The following is a 26,110-nucleotide window of genomic DNA, read 5'->3' as shown; positions in this document are numbered from 1 at the left end:
CAATGTTTATGACAAAAGCAGACACGACCGTTCATAGAAAATCAATAAAACCGCCAAAAATTAACAAGTTAAGAACATTGTTGTTCGAATTAGCAGATAAACAAGCTAACGAAGGGTAGGCTCGGAAGATACACTGAGTGCTATTTAGGTCAATAAATATCGAATTAACTTTATTTTACATTAGCTTACATGTTACAGGCAGGTGGCAAATGCTTGACAGTGATAAAAACAATTTATTTTGCAACACTTTGTATCAAGCATTTGTTTTATAACAATAATTTAAATCAAGATAAACGTTTTATCAACCATTGGCTGATATCACCGATTTGCTCAGGCACGACACTGTGCCCCATGGCATATTGCTGCCACTGGGTGTCATATCCTGCAGCCTTAAGTGCGTCAAATGCCATTTTGCCAGCCATAAACGGGACCACTTCATCTTGCTCGCCATGATGTTGCAACAGTGGGGTTGCCTTGTTGCTATCGCTTAAACCTTCTGGCAACGATTCACCCGTAGCTAAATAGCATGACATAGCCAGAATACCGGCTAATGGTTGCTCATAACGCAGTCCGGTAAATAGGCTCATCACCCCACCTTGGCTAAAACCGGCCAAGACAATTTTGTCACTGGCTATGCCGGCAGCGATTTGCTCATCAATCAAATCACGGACGTGCTTTTCAGATGCCAACACATCTGGCATGAAGGCGCGATTGCCAATATCCATGCCTTTAATGTCATACCAAGAGCGCATCACATAGCCTTGATTTATGGTCACTGCTTGCTCTGGAGCATGGGGAAAAATAAAGCGCACACCAAGTTGCGCTGGCATGTTTAACGCCGGAACGATGGGAGAGAATCCCGCCCCTGAATCACCTAATCCATGTAACCAGATCACACAAGCCTTAGCTTGGGTTTCAGGTTCAATTGTGATCCGCTCTAATGTACTGCCAGACATACTCTCTCCGTTGAGATAACTAAATTTGGTTGCTGATAATAGCAGTGTTTGCGGCGCGACCCAACCGCATAGCGACATCGACAATCCTAGATGGATAAATCAATTAATCTATCGCCAGTGCTTGTTTTACTTGATTAAGTTGCTCAAGGTTGTCTAATGCAATGCTCCAACGTACTGCCCCCGCGTCGGCTAACAAAAGCCGCGCGTCATCTATCGCTTTAACATCCTCAGCCATAGCAAACAACGTGGTATTCGCCGCAGTCAGACGAATTTGGATCTCAAACGCACTGGTAATAATTTTGCCCTGCGAAAACTCAACAATCATGATTATCCCCCATAAAAAAAGCGCTAACTTTACCGTAGCGCTTTTCGGTCTTAACCCACACCTAATTAGTGCTGGTGACCACCAACGCCATGTGCATGGCCATGGGCAATCTCTTCATCGGTCGCTTGACGTGCGCCAATGACTTTCAAATCGAAGGTCAATTCGCGGCCCGCTAAAGGGTGATTGATATCAATCGTTGCCATAAACTTACCGACTTTGAGTACAGTCACCTGACGTTGACCTTGTTCAGTATTAACAATGGCGCGCATACCGGCTTTCCACTTCTTTTCACCTTGCAGGTGCTTAACTGGCACACGCTGCTCGGCGTTTTCATTACGAATACCGTAAGTGGTTTCTGGCGCTAAAGTCACTGAAAACTCATCATCAACTTCACGACCTGTTAATGCATCTTCAACACCAGGCATCATATTATCGTGACCATGTAGGTATGCGATAGGATCAAGCCCTTCATTGCTTTCTAACACTTCGCCCTGCTCATCTTTCAAAGTGTAGATAAATTGCACCACCATATTGTCCTGGATGCTCATAATTTCTCCGTCTGTTACGCCATTTATAGATAATTGCGCCGCAGCTTAACAAAGTGCGACCAACAGGTCACGCCAAAGTCACTTATCGACTAGGATTAGCCCCAGGGACAATCGCTAAATGCTCAATGTCTGCCAGTACCGCTTGGTTGGCTAATGCCAATTGGCACACACCGCTGGTAATTTGGTGTTTTGGCGAGCAATCAACGCTCCATTGACGTAACAAGTACCCCGCTAACGCCGCTCTTGTTTGTACCAGCTTACAACCATTTTCCATTTGATAATCTAAAGCAATCGCTTCACCGTGAGCTAAGCTTGGGTGCGGCACGAGTTTTAGCTCGACCATTGTTTGCCAATGCTGGTCTTTTGCCGCAATTTCGGTTGCTCGGGTCGACTGTTCACAGTGCTGGATCTGTTTAATGCGGGTTACCACAAAATCGGTAAATGTCTGATGGGTTCGGTCAAATGCCCGTACATGCCAACGTTGACCATTATTAACCAGCGCATGGGGAACAATTTGCCGACGCTTTTCGCCACTTGATACCGACACGTAATTCACTTCTATCGCCTGCTGACTTTGAATCGCCCGCATCAACGCAGCAATAATGTCGGTATTGGGATGAATGAGTTGCACTGCATCAAAACACACTTCACTGGGCCTTAACGGCTGTGATAAGCCATCACCAAACCCTTTAGCTAAGCCATGCAAAATCACTTCGGGATCATGGTCAAATATGGCTTTAAAGTGCTGGCCGCGATGGTAACTTTTAGTTTGGTGAACTAACGTGAGATTATCCGGTGCAAGTTGACGGTAGCTAGCAAAGTCGCGGGTAGCTGCGGCAAGGCCGGTGGCAAACTTCTGGATTAAATCTTGGCGACTAACCTGCCCAAAATACTGCAAACTAAAATCAATAAAAGCCAGTCGTTGTTTCTGGCCGTGATTAAGTGAATCGATAGCGTCCATTGGCAATATACATCCTCAACCTGCGGTAATTGAGGTTAACTTACCCAATAAACAAAAAAGATGCAATCATAATGATTACATCTTTTTTTGTAAGACGCTCAATAAACTTACTGTGCGACGCCTAGTGCTTTGAATGTGGTTTCACTGGGGAAACCATCTGGTACCATTCCAGCGCTGAGTTGGTAAGCTTGCAAACCAGCACGCGATTTAGACCCTAACACGCCATCGGGTTTGCCCACATCAAAGCCAAGTTCATTAAGCTTAACTTGTAACTGCTTCACTCGGGCGCGGCGCAAATTATCTTGCTGAGGTGGTGGAGTCACTAGTGTCACACCACCATTGATTCTATCAGCCAAGTGCCCAACAGCAATGGCATAAAATTCAGAGCGGTTCCAACGCATAATGACATTAAAATTGTCATAGCCTAAAAATGCAGGACCTGTGTAACCGGCAGGTAGATACAGCTTGGCTTGCATATCTGGGGTTGAGAGCGGCTGGCCATTAGCTTGTCTAATGCCACTTTCAGCCCAATGAGTTAACGGCTGTTTTTTAGACTGCCCCACCAATTGATAGTCAAAGTCATCGGGCAAATTCACTTCACGTCCCCAACGCTCATTTCTAACCCAACCTAAGTGTTGTAAAAAATTTGCCGCTGAAGTCAGTGCATCTTCGGTGCTGTTCCACAAATCTACCTTGCCATCACCATCACCGTCGATGGCATACTTAGCATAAGCAGAGGGCATAAACTGAGTATGACCCATCGCGCCAGCCCACGATCCCACCATATCGCTGCTACTAAAACCGTTAGCCTCTTTGAGTTTTAGGGCTTGCATTAACTCGCCAGTAAAATATTGACTACGGCGTGGATCGCACGCCAGTGTGGCTAACGAATCAAGCACAGGCATCTTGCCTTTATAAGAGCCAAAATTGGTTTCTAGCCCCCAAAATGCCATTAGATATTGTGGTGGAACCCCATACTCTTTATGCAATTTGTTGAGTAATTCACGGTGCTGGTTGAGCATCTTGCGCCCCTGCTCCACCCGCCAATCTGTCACACGTTTACTGAAATAATTGTCGAAGGTTTGGCTGAACTCTGGCTGCTTTTTATCTAGCTCAATAACGCGACTCACATACTTAACATTTGCCAAGGTGTTATCGATGGTATCTTGCGACAGGCCTTGGGCTTTGGCGGTCACTTTTAACTGCGTCACACACTGGGCAAAATCGTCAGCATGGGCGGTAGGCAAAATAAATGTGGAAAATAACACTGCTGATGCAATAGGAAACAATTTCTTCAAAACAATACTCCACGTCAAATACATTGATAGGACGGCACGAGCAACTGACTCCCATCCCAGCCAAGTTGCCACTTTCATCATATATGCCATCATAACGATAGCGAAGATTTATACTATAGCTAAGTGGGTAAAAGTCACCGAATTAAACCAAAATTCATCTAATCGGCCAATTAGTACACTTTTTCTTTGCTCGCCCCCTTGGACAAGTGCTGGCTTACCGTATAATAGCCGGGTTAACTAACCTATTTAAGAGAAATACCATGACTGATATCCACCCAACGCTTGCACGCTTTATTGAAAATGTAAAAGAGCACCAAATGGTCTGGGGTCTTCAAGATGAAACCGGTGAAGGATGGGTGGTATGTGATTCTTCAGAATATGAAGACACAGATGTTATGCCTATTTGGTCTACTGAAGCACAAGCTCAAGTTCACTGTAGTGATGAGTGGGCTAACTATAAGCCAGCAGCCATTAACCTAGAAGAGTTTCTAGAGTATTGGGTCGGTGATCTACATGACGATGGTGTGCTTATTGGCGCTGATTGGGTTGCTGAAGAAGAATGCCTTGAGCTAGACCCAATCGTTGTGGCGAAATCTTTGGTAGATGTTGAAGCGGAATAAGCTCAAATTGCCAATGAAACAGCCTAAGGCTGATAAGGTCGCATAACCTTGTCAGCCTCATTTCAATTTCAACCCATTGATGTCCCCTTTGAGTTACGTCACCAATGTTGGTTTTGCGCCGAGCCCTGCGCCAACGAGTTATATTACAGCGCCAGCACACATACCCCGCACCCATCACTGATTATTCCAGCTTGCAAAGAGTGCATGCAACTGGCAAAGAAACAGCCATTGACTTCTATTTGGGACTGCCAAGTCGCAGTGAAAGATGAGTTGATGCGGATCTACCGTAAACATTTAGCCATTGGAGTCAACTGGACAGAAGCGGAAATCGCCCAAGCCGAATTTGACCCAGACTGTAAGATATTTGGTGGATTTGGTAAAAGCGCGTGGGCGATGTATTTGATTGCTAAAAACCGTGTTAACTATCCCGGTTGGCCATTGAGCGTCAATGGTATCGCACTCGACAATCACGATTATTCAGTGAGTTTTGCTTTTGATGGCGTGACTTATACGTCACTATCTCAAGCCATTAGTCACTACAGTCAAAGTTTGGGGCTAGATAAACGTTTTTTGCAGGACATTGTCAGTAAAGTCGGTCGGGAACGTTTTGGCTATGCTGTGCGGGTAGCACGCATCAATATTGTGTCTACCAGTAAAGTTAAGCAGCAAGTGCTGCGAGATATCATTGCAGAGCAGAAAAACTAATACGGCACGAATACAGAACTAATACAATACCTAACCCACGATTTGGCGTAACCTTTCTTGTACCACGCCCACCAGTAAGTCAGGCTGGAACTTAGAAATAAACCGATCACAACCGACTTTTTCAACCATGGCATTATTGAAACTGCCACTTAACGATGTGTTAAGGGTGATATATAGCTCATTCATGCGCTTGTCGTTGCGGATCTCATAGGTCAGCTTGTAGCCATCCATTTCTGGCATTTCTGCATCGGTGATCAACATGATAATTTCATCATACACATTCACGCCGTCATCGCACCATGCTTGGAGTTGCTGCAGAGCCTGTAAACCGTCAGACACTTCCATCACTTCGATACCCAGTGGTGCCAGGGTTTCTTTCACCTGCCTGCGCGCTGTTGAGGAATCATCGGCAATTAAGATTTTGCGGCCCAACATTTGCGAAGTCAGCGACTCATCTAATACCCCATCAGATAGGCGAATATCATAACTGATTATTTCAGCGAGAACTTTTTCTACATCAATTATCGATACTAACTGGGTAGCACCGTCATAATCGACTTTAGTGATGGCGGTCAGATAGTTGTGTGCACCGGCTGTTTTAGGTGGCGGTAGAATGTCGCCCCAGGTCATATTGATAATATGTTCAACCTTGCCGACCATAAAGCCCTGAACACTGCGATTATACTCAGTGATAATGAGGTTAGCTTCTTGGTCGTCTTCACGGGCGCTAAATCCAATGGCTTGGCGAAGATCAATAACCGGAATCGACATGCCGCGAATGTTAGCCACGCCTTTAATACTGTGATGACTACCAGGCAAAGCACTTAAATGAGGCAGTTTAACCACCTCTTTGACTTTAAATACATTAATGGCAAAAAGCTGGGTCGCGTTAATCCGAAATAACAGTAATTCCAGTCTATTTTCACCCACAAGCTGGGTACGTTGATCAACGGTTTCTAGTACTTTAGCCATAATACATCTCTTTGGTAAACAGGCACACGATGACGCGTTTTATACCAATCAGTATAAAGATTTAGGCACTCAGCGAGAGTTTAGCGCTTCTGAGGCACGGTCATTAGTTGTCATATTATAGCCTTTATGGTGCAAGTTTAACTAGTTCACTCGATGAAAACGCTATTTACATCATGATTTTTATATTATTTAGTCGCTATGGGTGCCACAGGTATAATCCGCGACCCATGCTGGTTAACAATATCCATAATGCCTAAATGTAACTCTTGTGCCACCAGCTGATAAGTGGGAAAGCTTGTCGTGGCCACATAGGCAAACACATTGACCTGTAAACCATGCAGACCAAAGCCCTGAAACGTCACACGCAGAGGGTCGGCTTCAACTTGTTCATGTTGCTCTAACATGGTGCGAATATCTGAGGTGATATCCTTAAGCTGCTTTGAATTTGTAATGGCGTAATCGAGGCGAATATCCGCTTTAAAACGAATTTTTTCTCGCTCGGAAATGTTCTCAATTTCCATCTCAGCTAACTTAGCGTTGGGCACATGGATTAAGGTACGATCTAAGGTACGTATTTGTGTACAGCGCAAACCTATCTCTTCAACGGTACCGTTAATAGTGCCAAAGCGGCATAAGTTACCCACTTTAATTGGGGCAGCCGAATACAATGTAATGGTACCGATAAAGTTTTCTATCGACTGTTTAGAAGCCAAAGCGATAGCTACACCGCCAATGCCCATGCCTGCCAGTATCGCGCTGGCATTAAACCCTAAATGCTCTAACCAAACCAATACCGCGATAATCACAAAAATGATCCGCACAAAGTTGGTTAAAGGTCGCAGTAATGACGCCCCTTGTTGGTTATCACGCATCAACCAGCGTTGCTTGAGGCCGGCCTGAAATATCCCTAATGCCGACCACACTAACCAAACCACGGCCAACATCAATAACAAGCCACTGTCGATAACCGCTAGTGCGCCGGCAGAAATTGAACTGTGCGCAATCCAAGCTCGGCACAGCACCACTGCTAAAAAGAAACGCAGTGGGCCGGCAACCACATAGGCGACCTCTTGTTTAAGCTCACTTTTACTTCTTAGGATGAGCCACTTAGCCAACCATGTCAGAGGAATAATGACCATAAAGGCGCCAATGAGGTAGCACAGGATCAGTGACCATTCCCACAAGTTAATTTTAAAGAGTCGGCCTTCAGGAATATTATCGACAAACCATTCGACAACCGGCCCGTAGCCAAGTTGGTCATATAAGTTAGGGACCTTGGCAACAGTGGCGTTAGATATTTTCCAGATGGAGCCACCTTTTGATGGTACTCGTTGTAGTAGTAAGGTGATGTGGCCACTGTTGATGGCTATTCGGCCAAAGGCATCTCGGTAAGCTGGCAGGTTATCGTTAGCGACACCCTGCGGCGTATCATTGACGTCTTCGAGTTCTATCCATAAGTTGCGGTCGATAATGGCTTGCAGTTTTTTGGCATACTGCGGGCCTTTATCTTTTGACATGTTGTCTGGAAGGTAACGTAAGTCAAGATACTCAGCGGCCAACTCAAAGTCTTGCTCGTAGGCGGCGTTAGTGAAACCGGCTAACGTGCCCCGCGGCGTGTCACGTTGCAGCTCGTCTTGATACTGATAGCGTTGATGTACCGCCAAATCAGGCTCATCAGCGGCCTCTTGCAACGTATTGACTAATCCCGGTGGGTTGGCAGCCCAAATTGGCAGTGCCAAAATGGTGAAACAGATACCCAGCAGATATTTGACTATAGTAGCGCGCATAGTAGGTTGTCTTCCCTTAACAAACTTGTGTAAATTCTAACACCTATACAAAAAAACAACATAATTAGTGCTGATAAATTTTTGTCATGTCGATAAAGGGATTTTGCAACGAAATTGATTGACTAAGTTTTAGCCAAGGTTATAATGGCGGCGATTTTAGTTATATCCACTTGTAGATCTGTGCACCTGTTTGTTTGACTCGTTAATGTTCGTCACACCGTAAACACTCACAATTTTCTCTCGTCATATCACTGTCATATCCCTGTGCTTAACTTCGTGCATCTAGTATGTGCGAGCGCTTAGATACAATTTCTAACACAAAGCTCAAGCAAGGTACTTGATAAGGAATGAAAAGCTGGGTAGTCTCAAATCGAACAACTCATCTTTTGCAACAAAAGCTAAGGATAAATTATTAATAAATTTCAACTACTAACAAGTAGTTTCGTTAAAAAGGAGTATGGCCAATGTCGTACACAGTAAATGGTCACGAGATCACAGTAAACTTTCCAGTAGACTCTATTTCAGTTAACAAGTCTTCGATAGCGTTCACAGACAGCGCCGGTAAAAATAAGCAAACCTTTACCAAGCGTACTGAAGCTTTGAAGTTCATGAAATGGTTATTAAATAGCAACAAGTAACATCGAAAATTACGCTAGCAAATACAGCTCCTCTCACTTGTATTTGAGCCTGCACTTTACAGGCAAGGTTGGACTAACACCGGTTAGCAACTGCTAGATATCATTTGGTTTAGGCAGTATCACTTTCACAGATACGCCTAACCAAATGACTTAATTCCCATCAAACTTTCTCTTATACCGTGGCAACATGGTTTCATTGCCCAACAACCCACCTTGATGCAAGTAAAGCATAGGTTCATCGCTCGATTGTTGTAGGTACTGTTTGCACATCATCCACCCCAGTGGGTCATACAATAATTCAAACTCTATTCCTGACTGATTGAGCTCAAGCCAATGCTGGTAGAACTCGTGATATAGCTTGCCAAAGTGATAACGCTTGGGGGGAGTAATGATTTGTGGATGATCGTTACAATCCGATGAAAGCTCGTAAAACTGGCTAGTTAAATAATCATCACCGCCGACAACCGCGCAAGTTAACACCTTAATCGATTCATCTAGCTGCGCGAAACTGCGGGTTAAAAACAGCGCGGTTGTACCGGTACCCGACGGTAAAAACACATTAAGCTGACTCAGTTGTTGTTGCTGTTTCCAATCAACGATTTCACGCGCTAATTGAAACAAACCATATTCAGCGTATTCGCAACGTCCACCTTCAGGCACATAAAGAACCGTGTCATCACCGGCTACATGACGCTCGATATAATCTCGCGTACTTAAATCATTGCGATCATCTTGCTGGCTCAAATCAATCACATTAGCACCATGGGCAATGGCGGCGGCATAGTTTCCCGCAGGCTGCTTTAAAATTTGCTTTGCAATATGATCAACATAGAAGTCCAGCTGCCAACCGCGCATCTTTGCGAGTACCGCCATTGAATACAAAGAGTTGGCCTGCGGTGATCCATAACCCACAAGTTTACTAACCTGGGTATACGGCTGCGCTAAAAAATAGGCAAATTTGCGCGCCTTGTTGCCCGAAAAGGCCGGATGCAACTGATCATCTCGTTTTACAAAAACATCAAAACCCGCAATGGTGACCTTATCGACAGGCGTGTGGCTAAGTTGCATCAATGCCTCATTCATCAAAATTTAAATTCCAGTGTAAACCAACTTGATGGCACTCGACTAACTCGTGCGTCATTTTCGCTAACAAGATCAAACTGGTGGGAGTGACTAACCTTTAGTAATACTCGCCACCCACCCAACAACACCATAATAAAAAACCATTAAATTCAACAACTAAAAAGTTGGCATACTACTCGCATAGACTCAAGTGTTATTCGTGATAGTTTAACGCAACAATAATAATAGTCAGGAATTTAGGAGTATAACAATGGCTGTTTTACGCTTGATATTTAACATTGCATGGTTTGTGCTTGGTGGCTTTGTGATGGGGCTTGCTTGGTGGTTGGCAGGCATACTTTGTTTTATTTCAATTATTGGTATTCCTTTTGGCCGTGCGTGCTTTGTTATTGGTGAAATGACTTTTTGGCCATTTGGTCAAGAAAGCCAAAACCGTCGTCACCTAACCGGTGTGGATGATCTTGGTACTGGTCCGCTGGGTATGATTGGTAATATTGCCTGGTTCTTATTATTTGGAATTTGGTTAGCCATCGGTCATATCGCCCATGCTCTGGCTTGTTTTGTAACCATAATTGGCATTCCATTTGGCATCCAACATCTCAAGCTTGCGCTACTGTCACTGACTCCTATCGGTCAAACGGTAACCGCTAAAGCGTAAGGGCATTGCCCCGGTCACTCAAACTACAATAGCAGCCAGTCGCTTGCGCTGGCTGCAAGCAACTTAGCTATTGGTAACGACTAAAGTACTCAGCAAGCACCTTATCTGCATCAATCTTTTTTAGGCCTTTATCGTAGATATCACGCCAATACTGACCTTGCTCAGAATCAATAAAGGCAATGTGTAAGCTAATCCGCGCCAGCGACTTTTTATTAACCTGCAATTTAGTGGCTAATGGCTTAAGGTGTGGTTGCGCCAACAGATGCATAAACACCTGACGGTCTATCACAGCGGCATCAATCCGGCCTGTGGCGACCTTCTTGACGTTATGCTCATCAGATGTCACCTCTTCAACTTTTTGCAATCCATTAGCAATCGCAATGTCCAGCTCAGGGGTGTTGATGTAATCTTTTACAGTGCCTATGCGGTACTGCTGCAGGTCACTGACTTTGCTCCAACTGATGGGGTCTAATGGCCTTTCAATTATGACTAATTCACTGTGACCACTGACTTTGGAAAACAGTACTTTGTCATTTGGGTGCAGATACTCTGGAAAATAACCTGCATATTGACTGCCCTGCATATGAGGTAACCTCACTGCCCGGCTCCACGGGTAGAAATCAACTTCTAAATCATGCCCCATGGCTTGCAACGCCGCCCTAGCTACAGCCACACTCCCGCCTTGTTGCGGCAGCTTCTCAGCACAATATGGCGGCCAATGTAAGGTCGATAAATGTAAGGTCGCTGCGTTGCTAACTTGCACATTCAGCCAACAAAGCGCGATTAGCCCACACCAGCGAATACCTTGGCAGATATGATTCAAACAATGCCTCCTAGCCCAGCAGCATCAATTGCGCTGCATCATAGATTCCTGCCATTGATTATAGTCGTTTCACAGATTGTTCAATATTTATCCTTTGTTACAAAAGCCAACTAGCCAAGTACAGCAACAAAATGGCATGCTGAATTTAAGCTACAACAATAGGTGCAAACAGATGTTAAGAAAAACCATGGTGACAATCATAGGCGGATTAACCACTGCATTAGGTGTCGTTTTTATTTTGCTACCGGGGCCAGCCTGGTTACTGCTGCCCATTGGTTTGGCCATTTTGAGTTTAGAATACCCTTGGGCGAAGCGATATTTGCGGATAAGTCAGCGGAAAATGTCGCAATCAGCGGCTTGGATGGACAAAAAGATCAGAATGATGCGCAATTAAAATGTTAGCGTAACAACTGCAACCCACATCAAGATCACACTTTTAATTTTGTTTGTGAACTCAAGCAGAACACTATCCTATTAGTTATTGATTTTCAGCGATAAATGTCACATTTATATAATCCAGTTTAGCGATAGTCCTAATCTAAACAACGCGTTATACCCAAGCTAAAACACACATTAATATCAGGGTTAATCAAAACAAAGCAGCTCGCTACTAACCCTATTTAAGGTGCTGAAGATGAACAAACTAACCCCTATTAGCTTAGCTATATTAGCAAGCGTGATCACGGCTCCAGCCGTAGCTAAAGAGCCTATCTCTATTATTGAACCTGTTAAAATTACTCAGCCTGAAAAAGTCGAGTTAGGCAAAATGCTGTTCTTTGAACCACGTTTGTCAGCATCTGGTTTTATCTCTTGTAACTCTTGCCATAACCTATCTACAGGTGGCGTTGACGCCCTACCGACTTCTATTGGCCATAACTGGCAGGAAGGCCCAATCAACTCGCCAACAGTACTTAATGCTGAGTACAACCTTGCGCAGTTCTGGGATGGTCGTGCAAAAGATTTGCAAGAACAAGCAGCCGGTCCTATTGCTAACCCAGGTGAGATGGCTCATACCCACAGTGTTGCAGTTGAAACCATTGATTCAATCCCTGAGTATCAACAGCGTTTTGCCGCAATCTATGGTAAAGACTCCGTCAACCTTGAAAACCTAACTGATGCGATTGCTGAGTTTGAAAAGACCTTAGTCACGCCAAATAGCCCATTTGATCAGTACCTACAAGGTGACAAAAAGGCGATTAGTGACCAAGCAAAGAATGGTTATCAACTATTTAAAGACCGTGGTTGTACCTCTTGTCATAATGGTCCGGCAGTTGGCGGCACTATGTATATGAAGATGGGACTCGTTAAACCATTCCACACTGATAACCCTGCAGAAGGACGTATTGCGGTTACTGGTCATGAGCACGACAGAATGGTATTTAAAGTTCCAACACTGCGTAACATTGAACTTACCTACCCTTACTTCCATGATGGCGCGACTTGGACATTAGAAGAAGCTGTAAATACCATGTCTGATATTCAGCTTGGTCAGCAACTGTCTGAGCAAGAAACCGCAGACATGGTGGCATTCTTAAAAACCCTAACCGGTGATCAGCCGCAAATTGTATTACCGATTTTGCCGCCTTCAAATGCCAACACGCCTCGACCTGTGCCATTTGCAAAATAAAGCACAGTTTACTGGCGCAGCAAGTCATTAAATAGCAACAACTTGAATAAACGGCAGCGCTAAGCTGCCGTTTTTATACCGCCACTCCCATCGCCAACGTCTGCATACGACTTACAATGGCAATCAGCACGCCTTGGCGACGATAGTTATCGATAACGCCGGGACTAAATTTTTCTAATCTCGCCATTGCAGTTAACAATAGCTGGCATTGATACCATGTTGCATCAGCAATATAGTCAGGGCGATCAACAAAGTGGCTATGTTCATACCACTCGTCCCAATTTAGATGCGGTAAAAGTACGCCTTGTTGTTCCAGTTCGGCGACAAACTGCTGAAACTGGCTAACACAAACTGGCTTATCACCTTGTAAGAACAGATCTGCATATCGACTGTATAAGGGCGAAATAGCTAAAGTATTCATAGAAACCTCCATTGCGCTGGCAATTGGCTTAGGGTCTGACTGGCTGTTAATCAGCGCTAAGTGCTATCAGTCAAAATGCATAAGCCATACCAACAATTCATGCGCCCATGCTAATGCAATGAAGCTGAACTTTAGCTTAACGTTTTGTAATACCAATCAGTATAAACATTTAGTCACTCAGCGAGAGTTTAGCGGTTCTGAGGCAAGGCAACGAGTGAAGAGCATAGTTATTCTACGGTTAAGCTCGTTAACACAGCATCAGAATCGCTAAAACTCGCCATTCTGGCGCGTTTTAGGCTGCCTACTTCTGCGTTGAATAATTTCACAAGGGAACAACCATTGTTTCAATCATTCGCCTTGAATTAGTTTGCCCAAAGCGCGCTGAGTAGATCAAATTCTTATACTGATTGGTATAATTGGTTAACCGATTAATAATTAAGCAAATTAAAAATCAGCTGTTGGCCATATTGATGGTGAGGATAGTGATTAGCTGCGACTCATTTTAGCCGCAGGCCTATTCTCTACTTGCCTGAACCGCAAGCTATGACAGGCAAAATCAACACGCCTTTGCAAATTGCACTCACGGCTAGCGGGTCCTATTGAAACAGGTTAAATTCTTCAAGTATAAGGTCGGTAAACAGCATGCCCGCGCGGCCTAGCGGTCGCTCCATGGTCGATACCAGTTGCGGCGTAAAGCTATAATGACTACCGCCAATGAAATCGAGCTCTTTGAGTTGCCCTGAGCGCAATTCGTCAGCAATCAAAAACTCAGGCATCCAACCAAAACCCAATCCCATGAGTAAGGCATTTTTCTTCATTATAAAGCCTGACAAATAGAAAACTTTATCGCCACCAAACTGCAAATCATCGCGCGCGGCCTGCTGCGGCGCAGAGTCTTCAATCGTCAGCTCAACATGCTGTAGCAAGTCAAACAGGCTAATGTTTTGTAGACTAGAGAGCGGATGCTCCTTAGCAACCACCAGCAGGCTTTTTACATCCGGTAAAGCCTGTGGCCGATAATGGGGCCCGGTGCGATAGTCTTTAACTAACATCAAATCAGCGTTATCGCGCTCAAATCGTGCTTGCACACCGCCTAAGAACTCCATATTCAACTGAATTTTGGTAGGGATATCATATTCAGACATACGCTTTAATGCGCGCATGATAGGCTCCATTGGTAGTGAACCATCGATCACTAACTCAAGTTTTGGCTCCCAACCCTGACTAAAGCGCTGGGCTAAATGCTCTATGTTGCCTAAGTATTGCAGTAAACGTTGGCCTTCCGCGAGGATGACCTTACCTTCATCGGTTAATTCTGCTCGATAGCTATCACGACAAAAAAGCTTTACACCTAGGTGTTGCTCCAGTTTTTTCACTTGGTAACTAATTGCAGACTGTGCCTTGTGCAATCGCTCAGCAGCCTTAGCAAAGCTGCCTTCTTCCACTAATACCTGCAATACATTAAATGCGTCTACATCGATTCTCATTATTCATTCCCCGCGTAAACTTTTTTATACCATCTAAAAAATAGAACATCTTAAGCTATTTATTATTCTTTTTTTTGTTCAAGACAGCAACTAAATTGATACTTAGATCACAAAACAGGGTGGTTAGCCAATCAATAAGCGCTGACACACCGATTAAAAATCCCATGCGCTGACCTGAGTTAGCGAGCTAAAGTCACCCACTATTGCAAGAGTGACCTTTGGGTACAACATAATGAAAGAGGACTCACCCATGGCAAGCGAACAAAATCCACTTGGTCTACTCGGCATTGAATTTACCGAGTTCGCCACACCTGATATCGATTTTATGCATCAGGTTTTCATCGATTTTGGTTTCTCAAAGCTTAAACAACACAAAGAGAAAGAGATCGTTTACTACAAGCAAAACGACATCAACTTTCTACTTAATGTGAACAAACAAGGCTTTTCTGCAGAGTTCGCTAAAACACACGGTCCTGCCATCAGCTCAATGGGCTGGCGTGTAGAAGATGCTAACTTTGCCTTTGAAGGCGCGGTAGCACGCGGTGCAAAACCAGCAAACGAAGACAGTAAAGATCTGCCTTACCCTGCCATTTACGGTATTGGTGATAGCCTGATTTACTTTATTGATACCTTTGGCGAGAACAATATCTATGATGTTGACTTTGTCGACCTTGACGAGCCTGTGATTGTTGAAGAAAAAGGCTTTATGGAAGTCGATCACCTAACCAACAATGTTTACAAAGGCACCATGGAGCATTGGTCTAACTTCTATAAAGACATTTTTGGCTTTACCGAAGTACGTTACTTCGACATTAAAGGTGAGCAAACCGCACTAGTGTCTTATGCACTACGCTCGCCAGATGGCAGCTTCTGTATTCCTATCAATGAAGGTAAAGGCAACGATAAAAACCAGATTGATGAGTACCTACGCGAGTACGACGGTCCAGGTGTTCAGCACTTAGCATTCAGAAGTCGCGATATTGTCGCTTCGCTTGATGCAATGGAAGGTTCGTCAATTCAAACCTTAGACATCATCCCAGAGTACTACGATACCATTTTTGAGAAACTGCCTCAGGTAACTGAAGATAGAGAGCGTATTAAACATCACCAAATCCTGGTTGATGGCGATGAAGACGGCTACTTGCTGCAAATCTTCACCAAAAACCTATTCGGCCCTATTTTTATCGAAATTATTCAACGTAAAAATAACTTAGGTTTCGGCGAAGGTAACTTCACTGCACTGTTCCAATCTATCGAGCGAGATCAGAAGCGCCGCGGCGTGCTGTAATTCCATGGCAAATCGATATTGATAAAAAACCAGCCTAATGGCTGGTTTTTTATTTTCAGCAGCAAATTAATTCTCTACACTAGCGCCCTGCTAAGCGGCCTAAGCCGTGATACTTTGTTAGCCACTAAGGAACACCATGCCAGATTTTGCTGTACTCGCTGTCTTTATACCGACCTTTTTCTTTGTTTCGATCACACCGGGTATGTGTATGACGTTGGCCATGACACTGGGGATGAGCATAGGTGTAAGGCGCACATTATGGATGATGATAGGTGAGCTAGTCGGTGTTGCCATTGTGGCCATAGCGGCAGTTTTGGGCGTAGCTAGCGTGATGCTTAATTATCCGCAAGTCTTCGAAGTGCTCAAATGGGTCGGTGGCGCTTACCTGGCATACATTGGGATTAATATGTGGCGCGCCAAAGGTAAAATGGCCATTGTTGAAGGTCAACAAACCGACCGCTCCATTAGCAATATGACCCTAATGTCGCAAGGGTTTGTCACCGCCATAGCGAACCCAAAAGGCTGGGCATTTATGATCTCGCTACTGCCGCCATTTATCAATGTCGATCGCGCGGTGGCGCCGCAATTGTTGATGTTGCTTAGCGTGATCATGATGACCGAGTTTGTCAGCATGCTGGCCTATGCTACCGGCGGCAAGAGTTTGCGGCTATTTCTAAGCCGAGGCGATAACATCAAGTGGATGAATCGTATTGCCGGCAGTCTAATGGTGGGTGTGGGATTCTGGTTGGCATTAGGTTAGCGCTTGCCAATTAGCGCTAACCACTTGCTATGCCGACTTAGTCGGACTCTTTTGCCGGCTCTCTATACGGTAAGAGCTCATCTAACTGCGACATGTACTGCGCCATGTTGTGCCGCTCTTGCCCGCAAAAATCTTCTATCGCCGTGCTAAAAGCTTGATGTTCAATATAATGCACCGAATGCATGGCGACTGGTTCAAAGCCGCGCAACACTTTATGCTCACCTTGTGCGCCAGCATCAAACACCTGCAAGTTTTGGTTAATTGCGTAATCAATCCCTTGGTAATAACAGGTTTCAAAGTGCAACCCGTCTATCTCTTTGAGTGCGCCCCAATAACGCCCGTATAGATGGGTGTCAGACACAAAAAACAACGCCGCAGCGATTAACTCAGGTTCGGTATTTTCACTGCTATCCTCGACTGGCTTATCACTGTGCTGATACACCATCAATAGGCGCACGTTCTCTGGCATTGTGCGGCCTAAGGTTTGAAAAAACGCTTGATTCAAGTAACCACTATGGCCGGAGCGCTTCAGATACGTGTGCATATAACAGTGATAAAACGCCTGCCAATCATTGGGCGTGATCTGCTCTCCTGCTAGCATTACAAAGCTGAGATTGTGCTTTGCAACACATTGACGCTCTTTACGGATATTCTTACGCTTTCGGCTTGTCATTGCGGCCAAAAAATCATCGAAATGATGGTAATCGCGATTACACCAGTGAAACTGCGTCCCTAAACGGGCAATCAATGCACTTGACTGATACTGCGCTAGCAATTGCGGCGTAATAAACAAGCTATGCCAGCCCGAGTACTGACCACTGCTAACTTTGCCGGTAATGAAGTTAACCAGCGCGGTCACGAGCTGTTGTTGTTGCTCGTCATCCAAATGCTTAGCAATAGCGAGTTTACTGGCAATCACCGGCGTAAAAGGCACCGCGTTAACCAGTTTAGGGTAGTACTCTAAGCCATTACGTTCATAGGCTTCAGCCCAAGCCCAATCAAATACATACTCACCATAGGAGTGGTACTTTTCGTATAGTGGCATTAAGGCAACCACATCTTGCTGATGCATGACCTGTAAATGTTGCACCTTCCAACCGGTTTTCGCTGACACCGCCCCACTACTTTCTAGCGCAGACAGAAACTCATAACGCATAAACGGCATGGTAGTGCCCACTATCGCAGCCCATGTTTGTTGGCCAATCTGCTCAATGCTATCAACCAACCTAAAACTCAACTCATCCAATTAATCTTGCTCCTTAAGGTTGATTTTCGACGCGATAGGCGTCACATTGTTGGCCTAAAACACAAGACGCAAAGGAATGACAATGCGCGCCGCTAAGACCTTATGCTGTATCCTTACGCTTACTTTGCCACTCATTGCAAGCAATGTCAGTATTGCAAAAGAATCATCAATTTATAGTCATGCTGCCACCTCTCAACCTGTGTGGGCAAAACACGGCATGGTTTCAAGCCAAGAAGCCCTCGCCACTCAAGCTGGCGTCGCCATTCTAGAACAAGGTGGCAATGCGGTTGACGCTGCGGTTGCGGTTGGTTTTACCTTAGCCGTCACCCTACCAAGGGCCGGTAACTTAGGTGGTGGTGGGTTCATGCTGGTTCACCTAGCCAAAGAGCAAAAAACCATAGCCATTGATTATCGAGAAAAAGCCCCGAGTGCTGCCCACAAAGATATCTTTTTAGATGAAAAAGGCAATGTTAACAGCGACTGGAGCCGCAGCCATGGCTTAGCTGTTGGGGTGCCCGGCACGGTAATGGGCATGGAGTTGGCACTTGAAAAATACGGCACAATGTCGATGAAACAGGTCATCGCTACGGCAATAGAACTGGCTGAAAAAGGCATTAGTGTCACCCCAGATCTTGCCACCTCACTGGCAGGGCTGAAACGACGTATTGGCCGCTGGCCAAGCTCTGCAGCAATATTTTATCATCCAGATGGTCGCAGCTATGACATTGGCGAAACATTAGTACAGAAAGATTTAGCCAAGTCACTAAGCCTAATTAGTGAACATGGCAGCAAAGGATTTTATCAGGGCGTCACAGCCGAAAAGCTAATCGCAGCCATTTCCGCTGCAGGCGGTAATATGACCTTAGCCGATTTAGCCAACTACCATGTGGTTGAAAGAGAGCCTGTGGTTGGCGAATACCGCGGCTATCAGGTGGTGTCTATGCCACCGCCCTCATCGGGTGGTGTGCATGTTATCGAAATGCTCAACATGCTTGAACCCTACCCAATAGATAAGCTTGGCCACAATACCGCTGACACCTTGCACTTAATGACTGAAGCGATGAAGCGTGCTTATGCCGATCGCAGTGAATATTTGGGCGATCCTGATTTTGTATCGGTGCCGGTCGACAAAATTATCGATAAGGCATACGCCAAATCTCGCGCATCTGATATCACCATCAACAAGGCGACCCCCAGTAGCGAGATAAAACCTGGCAACCTAAACCCGTACGAAAGCGACCAAACAACACACTACTCTGTCGTTGATAAGTGGGGTAATGCAGTTTCCAATACCTATACACTTAACTTCAGTTACGGCTCAGGTCTGGTAGCAGAAGGCACAGGGATATTACTTAACAATGAGATGGATGACTTTTCAGCAAAACCCGGTGTACCTAACGGTTATGGGCTAATTGGTGGCGAAGCCAATGCTGTCTCGGGTAATAAAAGACCGCTAAGCTCGATGACCCCCACCATTGTGATGAAAGATAACAAACCCTTTATCGTGACGGGTAGCCCAGGCGGTTCTCGAATCATCACTACTACGCTACAGATCATTATGAATGTGATTGACCATGATTTGAATATTGCAGAAGCCACCCAAGCGGCGCGTATTCACCATCAATGGCTACCGGACGTGATCCGCGCAGAGCGCAGTTTAAATCGAGACACCATCTCCTTGCTTGAACAAAAAGGCCATAAAGTTAAAGTTAAAAATGCTATTGGCTCTACCCAGTCAATTATGGTCACAGAGGACGGGATCTATGGCGCATCAGATCCCCGCAGAGCCGGCAGTCTAACAGCCGGACACTAACTCAACAGTTGTATTTATAACCGTATCGCAGTCTGCTTAGCAAAAGTTGACTGCTTTACGGTTATTAACTTGCTAACAAACTAGTTTGAATCCATTTTAAGACACAAGGCGGCATTAAAGACGAGCAGAAAGCTTGAGTGCTGGATTATGCTCGATATTTCTTATATCAACATTGCTTAAATCACCGAATAAAACCTCATAACCGGTCGAGTAAATGGCCAAAAACACCCCAATCGAAACATTTGTTACAAACAAATGGGCTATTTATTGGATTTAACACCCCTAGACATGTTAAATAACATCCTTTAACTGCGGCAACAAAAGTATTAACGCCGATTTAAGCTAACTGGCGTATAACGAGATCTGGCTCACCTTTTTTAATACCAATTAATCTTGGCGAGATTAGACAAATACCTTGTCGACACAACACACGAGCAACAATTCGGGGATAACATAATGAAGGGATTAACCCTCAAACCAATCGTAACAGCCATGGCGCTCACCTTTGCCTTAGGTGCATGTAGCAATACTGATAACCAACAAGCTACCGATAACGCTAACCAAGCGCCCAATGTCGTTGCACAGCAAATCATTGAAAACAACGCCAGCAACCCATTCTTTAAGCCCTATGACACGCCATACGGCATCCCTGATTTTGCCAAGATAAAGACTGAACACTACCTGCCCGCATTCAAAGCCGGTGTTGCTCAGCAAAAAGCTGAAATTGCAGCCATCGTCAACAATCCTGATGCACCGACATTTGCTAACACTATTGAAGCAATGGAATTTAGCGGTGATCTTGTCCGTCGTGTCAGTAGCGTGTTTTATAACTTAACCAGTGCCGACACCAATAAAGATTTGCAAAAATTATCTAAAGAAGTGTCGCCAATGCTTAGCGCCGCATCTGATGATATTCGTCTTAATGACAAACTTTTCCAACGTGTAAAAGCGGTGTATGCGCAAAAAGATTCGCTTAACCTCAATCATTCAGAAGCTAAGTTGCTTGAAGATGCCTATAAAGGGTTCACCCGCGGCGGTGCTAACCTAAGCGAAGCAGATAAAACCAAGCTACGCGGCTTAAACGAGCAAATTGGTAAACTAAGCCTAGAGTTTGGTGACAACCTACTGGCAGAAACCAACGCATTTGAATTGGTGATCGATAATCAAGCCGATTTAGCCGGCCTGCCGCAAGATGTGATAGCCACTGCCGCTCAAACCGCGACCAAGCGTGGCCACGAAGGCAAGTGGGTATTTACCACCTCTCGCCCTTCTATTACGCCGTTTTTGACCTATGCCGATAACCGCGACCTACGTGAGATTATCTACAAAGGGTACATTGAGCGTGCCAATAACGATAACGCCAATGACAACAAGAAGATTCTTGCCAAAATGGCGGCATTACGCGCAGAGCGTGCCCAGCTAATCGGCTACAAAACCCATGCACATCTTGTACTTGAAGAGCGTACGGCTAAAACACCAGAAAATGTGTATGAATTACTAAACAAAGTCTGGCCAGCAGCGTTAAATCAAGCTGAAGCCGAAGTCGCTGAAATGCAAAAGCTGATTGACAGCGAAGGTGGCAACTTCAAGCTAGCCGCGTGGGACTGGTGGTACTATTCAGATAAAATTCGAGTGGCTAAGTATGACTTTAACGAGCAACAAACTCGCCCATACTTCTCGCTAGAGAGTACCTTAAAAGGGGTGTACTACACCGCTAACCGCCTGTTTGGAATTACCGTAAAAGAGCGCACCGATCTACCAACATACAACGATGAAGTCCGTACTTGGGAAGTGTATGACAAAGATGGCTCACTTATGGCTATCTTCCTTGGCGATTACTATGTACGCGACAGTAAGCGTGGCGGCGCATGGATGAACTCTTACCGTCAGCAGTACAACATGAATGGTGTAGACTCTATGCCTATCATCGTTAACGTACTTAACTACCCACGCCCTGCTGCAGGTGAGCCTTCATTATTGACGTTCGACGAAGCCAGTACCTTGTTCCATGAGTTTGGCCATGCGCTACACGGTATCCTGTCTGACGTTAAATACCGCTCACAAGCTGGTACCTCTGTGCCACGTGACTATGTAGAGTTTCCATCACAAGTGATGGAAAACTGGATGACTCAGCCTGAAGTGTTGGCGCAGTTTGCTAAGCACTACAAAACTGGCGAAGTGATCCCACAAGAACTCGTCGAAAAAATTCAAGCGGCCAGCAAGTTCAACCAAGGCTTTGCGACGGTTGAGTACATGGCAGCAACTAAACTTGATTTAGACTGGCATACACTGACTGATTTTACACCAAAAGATGCAGCGAAATTTGAAGCAGACAGCTTAAAGAAAATGGGGCTAATTGAAGAGATTGCACCTCGTTACCGTAGCACCTACTTTGCGCACATCTTCTCTGGTGGATATTCAGCGGGTTATTACAGCTACCTATGGTCAGATATCCTAGGTGCTGATGCTTTTGAAGCCTTTAAAGAGAACGGCATCTTCGATAAGAAAACTGCAGATGCTTTCAGAGATAACATCTTATCTCAAGGTGGCAGTGACGATCCGATGAAACTGTACAAACAGTTCCGCGGAAAAGAAGCGGGTATTGAGCCATTACTGCGCAGTCGTGGACTGCTGTAACAGCAAAAGCCTACTGCGCTAATTAACCCATTAGTTTAAAAAGCATGGCCTGAGGCCATGCTTTTTTTTGCCTATAGCATAAACGGTATTGACGTGCTTGTTCAGCTAACCCTGCCCTTGTTTATCTACCACTATACTTTCACTGCGGCGCATATATAAACAGTCTTCAATCGGCAATGGCTCTGGGCATGACCACACTTCAAACCCAAGCTGCTGATAAGATTTCAATGCGGCCTTGTTGTACGCCAATACAAACAACGACGATGTTTGACAACCCGGTAAAATATCCGTGTTGCCCAGCGCAACTTTTACCAATTGATTGACCAACAAATGGCTAAACTTTTCACCATTTTTTCGTTTACCACGAAAGTTAGGGGCAACAATTAAGCGTGATAAATGGATGCAATGCCAGCGCGGGTACCACTGACCAAACGCCACCAGTTCACCGTTATCCACCAGTGCATAAGATGCCATTTTACTTAACTGTAAATCGTCACTAAAACTTTGTTCATCATAGGGATAGCGAAAGCCAGGCCCTCCCCACTGATACAATGCTGCTTCATCATCAATCCATGACATCAACGTGGTTATGTGCTGCTGCTCAACGTCAACCAACTCCATAGTTAATCCCTGTCCTTTTACTCATAATTCCCACCGATACAACGATTAGCAAAGGCTCACCATTGAAAGTGTGCCCCACTACGTTGTTGCATTATCTTACTGAGCCCAATTAAATCGGCGCTTCTCACTTAATGCTATTCGCGCTACAGTAACGAGCAAAGCCAATAGCATACATGCCTAATACTCCAATGAATTTACCTTTTTCTCAAGCCTGTGAAAACAATAAACAGCCAATATTTGAAAAGCTTAGCCAAATATTTAACCAGAGTGAGCATATATTGGAAATTGGTGCAGGGACGGGTCAGCATGGCGCTTATTTTGCTCAACAGATGTTGCATCTAACTTGGCAATGCAGCGATCAACCCCATTACCTAGATGGGCTTAATTTACGCATCGCCGCCTCAAAATTGGCAAACCTGCCACTCGCTGTGGCTGCCGATGTCGCTAACCCCAGTGAGCAGCTGTTACAACAACGCTTTGATGGCATATACACTGCCAACACCTTGCACATAATGAGTAAAGCTTTGGTGGCGCGCTTCTTTGCGCTCGCAGAGCAATTGATAAAACCTAATGGGTCTTTGTGCATTTACGGGCCATTTAATTACCAAGGCCAATATAGTAGCGATAGCAACCGCGACTTTGACCAATGGTTGCTGGCGCGAGATCCTAACAGTGCTATTCGCGACATTGAATGGGTCGACCAATTAGCCACCGCACACGGTTTTGTTATGCAGCAAGACCATGCCATGCCCGCCAACAATCGTTTACTGCACTTCAACGCAATAGCATCAGCAGCCCAGTAAGCGTTTATACTTTAAAACCTGCAATATGCTTAGCCAGTTGCTGAGCATCATTGGCCAAGCGTTGGCCTAACTCGCTGGCGCCTTGGGCAGTATTTAGCGCCGCTTGGGCATCACTATCAATCGCGCGAGTTTTACTGCTCATTTCAGCGGCTGCGAGGCGTTGCTCGCTCACAGCAGTACGAATTTCGTCGGTAATACTGACAATCTGACTCACACTGCTGGTTAATCCACTGATGCTTTCACTAACGGCACTGGCTTGCACGACGCCTTGCTCAGCTTGTTTATCCCCGTTATCCATGGCTATAACCGCTTCATTTGCCCCCGCTTGAACAGACTCAATCATAGTTTGAATCTCTGATGTTGAGGTTTGGGTGCGGCTGGCCAAAGTACGGACCTCATCAGCCACAACCGCAAAGCCGCGGCCCGCTTCACCAGCTCTGGCCGCTTCAATGGCCGCATTGAGTGCTAACAGGTTAGTTTGCTCAGCAATAGAGCGAATGACATCAACCACCTTGCCAATCTCTAAGCTGTGATCGGCAAGACGGTGGATCACTTGTGCGCCACGGCTAACTTCAGTTGCAATATCATTAATGCCGGTTACGGTTTGTGTAATCACTTGCTGGCCATCAAGCACGTTAGCATGAGCGCTGTCGGTGATCGTTGCCGCCTGTTGCGTACTGCCTTCAACCAGCTCAACTGAACTGACAACTTGTTCAATGGCTATCGATACATCTTGGGTTTGTAGTCGTTGTGCTTTTAGGGTGTCGGCCACTTCATCGGTGACATTATTGACCGCATTACTGGCATCGAGCACCTCTTCACTCAGCAGTTTAACTTCGGTAATAAGTGCTTTAACACTGGCTTGCATGGTGTTAAAAGCCGTCGCTATTGCAGCAAACTCATCCCGTCCAGCAACCGTTACAGGCTCGGTAAGATTACCCTCTGCCATCGCGGCCATCGCCGTTTTAATCTGGCTAACATTGTTGGCAATGGCATAATAAAAGGTCCATAAAAAATACACGCTGGTAGTCACCACTAAAGCCAACATCACCAGTAACAGCCACATCATGCCCTTTTGCTCAACAACTCGCTCAGCAAGGTTGCTAGACAACTGCTCTGCCACTAACTGCAATGCCGCTTGCTGTTTAGTCGCGACAACGCGGTTTTGACTAGCAAAGCTGCTAAGCGTGACTTGTGGGCTATCAGGGTTGATGATCTGCTGCTCTACCAAGTTGCTTAAACTGGCTGTTTGTTGCTGCATGAGTGTTAGCTCATCAAGTAACGATGATAAACCGGCCACCTGCAGCTGAGATAATCTTTGCACGGTTTTCTGGCTAAGTGTGAGTAACTCTAAGGTGCGATTGTTCAGCGCGACAACTTGAGTGTAGTTAGTGGGGTTAAACCCGTTTTGCAAAATATCAACGACGGTGGTGGCTAAGCGAGACTGATAGTCACGCAATAACGGGTACTGCTTAACGTACAATTGCGCCAGGTAGAAACCATCGGGCTGCTTATCTAACGTTAAACCACTTTGAGCGCCAATATCTTCTTTAATTTCAACCAAACGGTCTGCCAGGGCTTCGACTACTGCATCAGCCTGGCGCGATGATTTCACCACACTGATTAAACTGTCGCTGTGTAAGCTCATTTGCTGGCGTTCGGTAGCCGAGCTGTAATGCCCTTGACCACGTTGTTGGTCAACAAAACGGGTAAAAGTATTGGCTTCAAATGACTGGGATTGGCGTGCTTGAATTAACCATTGATCATATTGGGCGACATCCATGAGCATCTGCATGCCAGTGCGCTCACTTTCGACCGCGTTTACCTGCTGATATTGCAAATTAGCTAAATAAATCGCGCCGAAACACAACGGGGTTAAAGTGACGAGTGCTAGCACCACAAATTTGTGTTTAAACGTGAGGCGATTTCCTAGGGATATCCCTATCGCAAGTATTGGGTTTGTCATCTATCGCAGTATCCTTTCTCAACATGCCGATAACATAGACCTGCAAAACGCGATAGATATTTCTTTT

25 protein-coding genes are annotated in these 26,110 nt (G+C 45.2%); 11 read left to right on the top strand and 14 right to left on the bottom strand.

Annotated features, from left to right (window positions below; genetic code table 11):
* Positions 1 to 284 precede the first annotated feature (284 nt).
* The 5 genes from FLM48_RS09575 to FLM48_RS09555 all read right to left on the bottom strand — a co-directional run bounded on the left by FLM48_RS09575 (position 285) and on the right by FLM48_RS09555 (position 4,112).
* Entirely contained in the window at positions 285 to 956 is a 672-nt protein-coding gene (locus FLM48_RS09575; protein ID WP_179026330.1) for an alpha/beta hydrolase, read from the bottom strand.
* A gap of 103 nt (positions 957 to 1,059) precedes the next feature.
* Positions 1,060 to 1,281, bottom strand: coding sequence for a DUF3389 family protein (locus tag FLM48_RS09570; RefSeq protein WP_028774407.1), 222 nt, complete (start codon positions 1,279 to 1,281; stop codon positions 1,060 to 1,062).
* A gap of 65 nt (positions 1,282 to 1,346) precedes the next feature.
* On the bottom strand, positions 1,347 to 1,829 hold the full coding sequence (locus tag FLM48_RS09565) for a peptidylprolyl isomerase (protein ID WP_179024470.1): 483 nt from the start codon (positions 1,827 to 1,829) through the stop codon (positions 1,347 to 1,349).
* Between the two features lie 82 nt (positions 1,830 to 1,911).
* Entirely contained in the window at positions 1,912 to 2,790 is an 879-nt protein-coding gene (locus tag FLM48_RS09560; protein WP_051484678.1) for a WYL domain-containing protein, read from the bottom strand.
* A 107-nt stretch (positions 2,791 to 2,897) separates the two neighbouring features.
* Positions 2,898 to 4,112 (bottom strand): lytic murein transglycosylase, encoded by a 1,215-nt coding sequence (locus FLM48_RS09555; RefSeq protein ID WP_179026329.1) that lies wholly within the window; start codon positions 4,110 to 4,112, stop codon positions 2,898 to 2,900.
* Positions 4,113 to 4,348: 236 nt separating this feature from the next.
* On the opposite strand from FLM48_RS09555, the gene FLM48_RS09550 reads away from it, so the two are divergent.
* Together FLM48_RS09550 and FLM48_RS09545 are read left to right on the top strand one after the other, a co-directional pair.
* The gene (locus tag FLM48_RS09550; protein WP_028774403.1) at positions 4,349 to 4,708 is read left to right on the top strand and encodes a DUF2750 domain-containing protein; all 360 of its coding nucleotides are present in this window, start codon (positions 4,349 to 4,351) and stop codon (positions 4,706 to 4,708) included.
* Between the two features lie 48 nt (positions 4,709 to 4,756).
* The gene (locus FLM48_RS09545) at positions 4,757 to 5,413 is read left to right on the top strand and encodes a hypothetical protein (protein WP_179024469.1); all 657 of its coding nucleotides are present in this window, start codon (positions 4,757 to 4,759) and stop codon (positions 5,411 to 5,413) included.
* Between the two features lie 30 nt (positions 5,414 to 5,443).
* Here the strand turns inward: FLM48_RS09545 and FLM48_RS09540 are convergent, their stop codons facing one another.
* On the bottom strand, positions 5,444 to 6,385 hold the full coding sequence (locus tag FLM48_RS09540) for a chemotaxis protein CheV (protein ID WP_179024468.1): 942 nt from the start codon (positions 6,383 to 6,385) through the stop codon (positions 5,444 to 5,446).
* Positions 6,386 to 6,570: 185 nt separating this feature from the next.
* Positions 6,571 to 8,172: a mechanosensitive ion channel family protein gene (locus tag FLM48_RS09535; RefSeq protein WP_179024467.1), complete on the bottom strand. Its 1,602-nt coding sequence runs from the start codon at positions 8,170 to 8,172 to the stop codon at positions 6,571 to 6,573.
* 464 nt (positions 8,173 to 8,636) lie between these two features.
* Here FLM48_RS09535 and FLM48_RS09530 point away from each other — a divergent pair, with 464 nt between their 5' ends.
* On the top strand, positions 8,637 to 8,810 hold the full coding sequence (locus FLM48_RS09530; RefSeq protein ID WP_179024466.1) for a hypothetical protein: 174 nt from the start codon (positions 8,637 to 8,639) through the stop codon (positions 8,808 to 8,810).
* A gap of 150 nt (positions 8,811 to 8,960) precedes the next feature.
* On the opposite strand, the gene FLM48_RS09525 is transcribed toward FLM48_RS09530, so the two are convergent.
* On the bottom strand, positions 8,961 to 9,878 hold the full coding sequence (locus FLM48_RS09525) for a pyridoxal-phosphate dependent enzyme (RefSeq protein WP_179024465.1): 918 nt from the start codon (positions 9,876 to 9,878) through the stop codon (positions 8,961 to 8,963).
* Positions 9,879 to 10,143: 265 nt separating this feature from the next.
* Between FLM48_RS09525 and FLM48_RS09520 the strand changes: the two genes are divergently transcribed.
* On the top strand, positions 10,144 to 10,551 hold the full coding sequence (locus FLM48_RS09520) for a YccF domain-containing protein (protein WP_028774398.1): 408 nt from the start codon (positions 10,144 to 10,146) through the stop codon (positions 10,549 to 10,551).
* A gap of 67 nt (positions 10,552 to 10,618) precedes the next feature.
* Here FLM48_RS09520 and FLM48_RS09515 read toward each other — a convergent pair whose 3' ends face one another.
* A complete protein-coding gene (locus FLM48_RS09515) occupies positions 10,619 to 11,374 on the bottom strand; it encodes a substrate-binding periplasmic protein (protein WP_372847460.1) in 756 nt (251 codons plus the stop codon).
* A 172-nt stretch (positions 11,375 to 11,546) separates the two neighbouring features.
* Between FLM48_RS09515 and FLM48_RS09510 the strand changes: the two genes are divergently transcribed.
* Positions 11,547 to 11,768 carry a PGPGW domain-containing protein gene (locus tag FLM48_RS09510; RefSeq protein ID WP_028774396.1) on the top strand — a complete coding sequence of 74 codons (222 nt, stop codon included), beginning with the start codon at positions 11,547 to 11,549 and terminating at the stop codon, positions 11,766 to 11,768.
* 240 nt (positions 11,769 to 12,008) lie between these two features.
* On the top strand, positions 12,009 to 13,001 hold the full coding sequence (locus FLM48_RS09505) for a cytochrome-c peroxidase (RefSeq protein ID WP_028774395.1): 993 nt from the start codon (positions 12,009 to 12,011) through the stop codon (positions 12,999 to 13,001).
* A 73-nt stretch (positions 13,002 to 13,074) separates the two neighbouring features.
* Here FLM48_RS09505 and FLM48_RS09500 read toward each other — a convergent pair whose 3' ends face one another.
* Both FLM48_RS09500 and FLM48_RS09495 read right to left on the bottom strand, forming a co-directional pair.
* The gene (locus FLM48_RS09500) at positions 13,075 to 13,422 is read right to left on the bottom strand and encodes a DUF6508 domain-containing protein (RefSeq protein WP_179024464.1); all 348 of its coding nucleotides are present in this window, start codon (positions 13,420 to 13,422) and stop codon (positions 13,075 to 13,077) included.
* Positions 13,423 to 14,018: 596 nt separating this feature from the next.
* Positions 14,019 to 14,909 (bottom strand): LysR family transcriptional regulator, encoded by an 891-nt coding sequence (locus FLM48_RS09495; protein ID WP_179024463.1) that lies wholly within the window; start codon positions 14,907 to 14,909, stop codon positions 14,019 to 14,021.
* Between the two features lie 250 nt (positions 14,910 to 15,159).
* On the opposite strand from FLM48_RS09495, the gene hppD reads away from it, so the two are divergent.
* Entirely contained in the window at positions 15,160 to 16,197 is a 1,038-nt protein-coding gene (hppD, locus tag FLM48_RS09490; protein WP_028774392.1) for a 4-hydroxyphenylpyruvate dioxygenase, read from the top strand.
* Positions 16,198 to 16,333: 136 nt separating this feature from the next.
* The gene (locus tag FLM48_RS09485) at positions 16,334 to 16,957 is read left to right on the top strand and encodes a LysE family translocator (RefSeq protein WP_028774391.1); all 624 of its coding nucleotides are present in this window, start codon (positions 16,334 to 16,336) and stop codon (positions 16,955 to 16,957) included.
* A 37-nt stretch (positions 16,958 to 16,994) separates the two neighbouring features.
* Here FLM48_RS09485 and FLM48_RS09480 read toward each other — a convergent pair whose 3' ends face one another.
* Positions 16,995 to 18,203: a GNAT family N-acetyltransferase gene (locus tag FLM48_RS09480; protein ID WP_179024462.1), complete on the bottom strand. Its 1,209-nt coding sequence runs from the start codon at positions 18,201 to 18,203 to the stop codon at positions 16,995 to 16,997.
* 82 nt (positions 18,204 to 18,285) lie between these two features.
* Here FLM48_RS09480 and ggt point away from each other — a divergent pair, with 82 nt between their 5' ends.
* The gene (gene ggt / locus FLM48_RS09475) at positions 18,286 to 20,016 is read left to right on the top strand and encodes a gamma-glutamyltransferase (protein WP_179024461.1); all 1,731 of its coding nucleotides are present in this window, start codon (positions 18,286 to 18,288) and stop codon (positions 20,014 to 20,016) included.
* Positions 20,017 to 20,472: 456 nt separating this feature from the next.
* Complete coding sequence (locus tag FLM48_RS09470; protein ID WP_179024460.1) at positions 20,473 to 22,653, top strand: M3 family metallopeptidase; 2,181 nt, start codon at positions 20,473 to 20,475, stop codon at positions 22,651 to 22,653.
* Between the two features lie 105 nt (positions 22,654 to 22,758).
* Here the strand turns inward: FLM48_RS09470 and FLM48_RS09465 are convergent, their stop codons facing one another.
* Positions 22,759 to 23,274, bottom strand: coding sequence for a GNAT family N-acetyltransferase (locus FLM48_RS09465; RefSeq protein WP_179024459.1), 516 nt, complete (start codon positions 23,272 to 23,274; stop codon positions 22,759 to 22,761).
* A 173-nt stretch (positions 23,275 to 23,447) separates the two neighbouring features.
* Between FLM48_RS09465 and FLM48_RS09460 the strand changes: the two genes are divergently transcribed.
* Entirely contained in the window at positions 23,448 to 24,077 is a 630-nt protein-coding gene (locus tag FLM48_RS09460) for a DUF938 domain-containing protein (RefSeq protein WP_256871102.1), read from the top strand.
* A gap of 4 nt (positions 24,078 to 24,081) precedes the next feature.
* Here FLM48_RS09460 and FLM48_RS09455 read toward each other — a convergent pair whose 3' ends face one another.
* Complete coding sequence (locus tag FLM48_RS09455) at positions 24,082 to 26,043, bottom strand: methyl-accepting chemotaxis protein (RefSeq protein WP_179024458.1); 1,962 nt, start codon at positions 26,041 to 26,043, stop codon at positions 24,082 to 24,084.
* Between the last annotated feature and the right edge of the window lie 67 nt (positions 26,044 to 26,110).

Source organism: Shewanella sp. Scap07 (assembly GCF_013394145.1).
Lineage (GTDB): Bacteria > Pseudomonadota > Gammaproteobacteria > Enterobacterales > Shewanellaceae > Shewanella > Shewanella waksmanii.
This window is presented reverse-complemented; position numbering and strand designations above follow the sequence as displayed.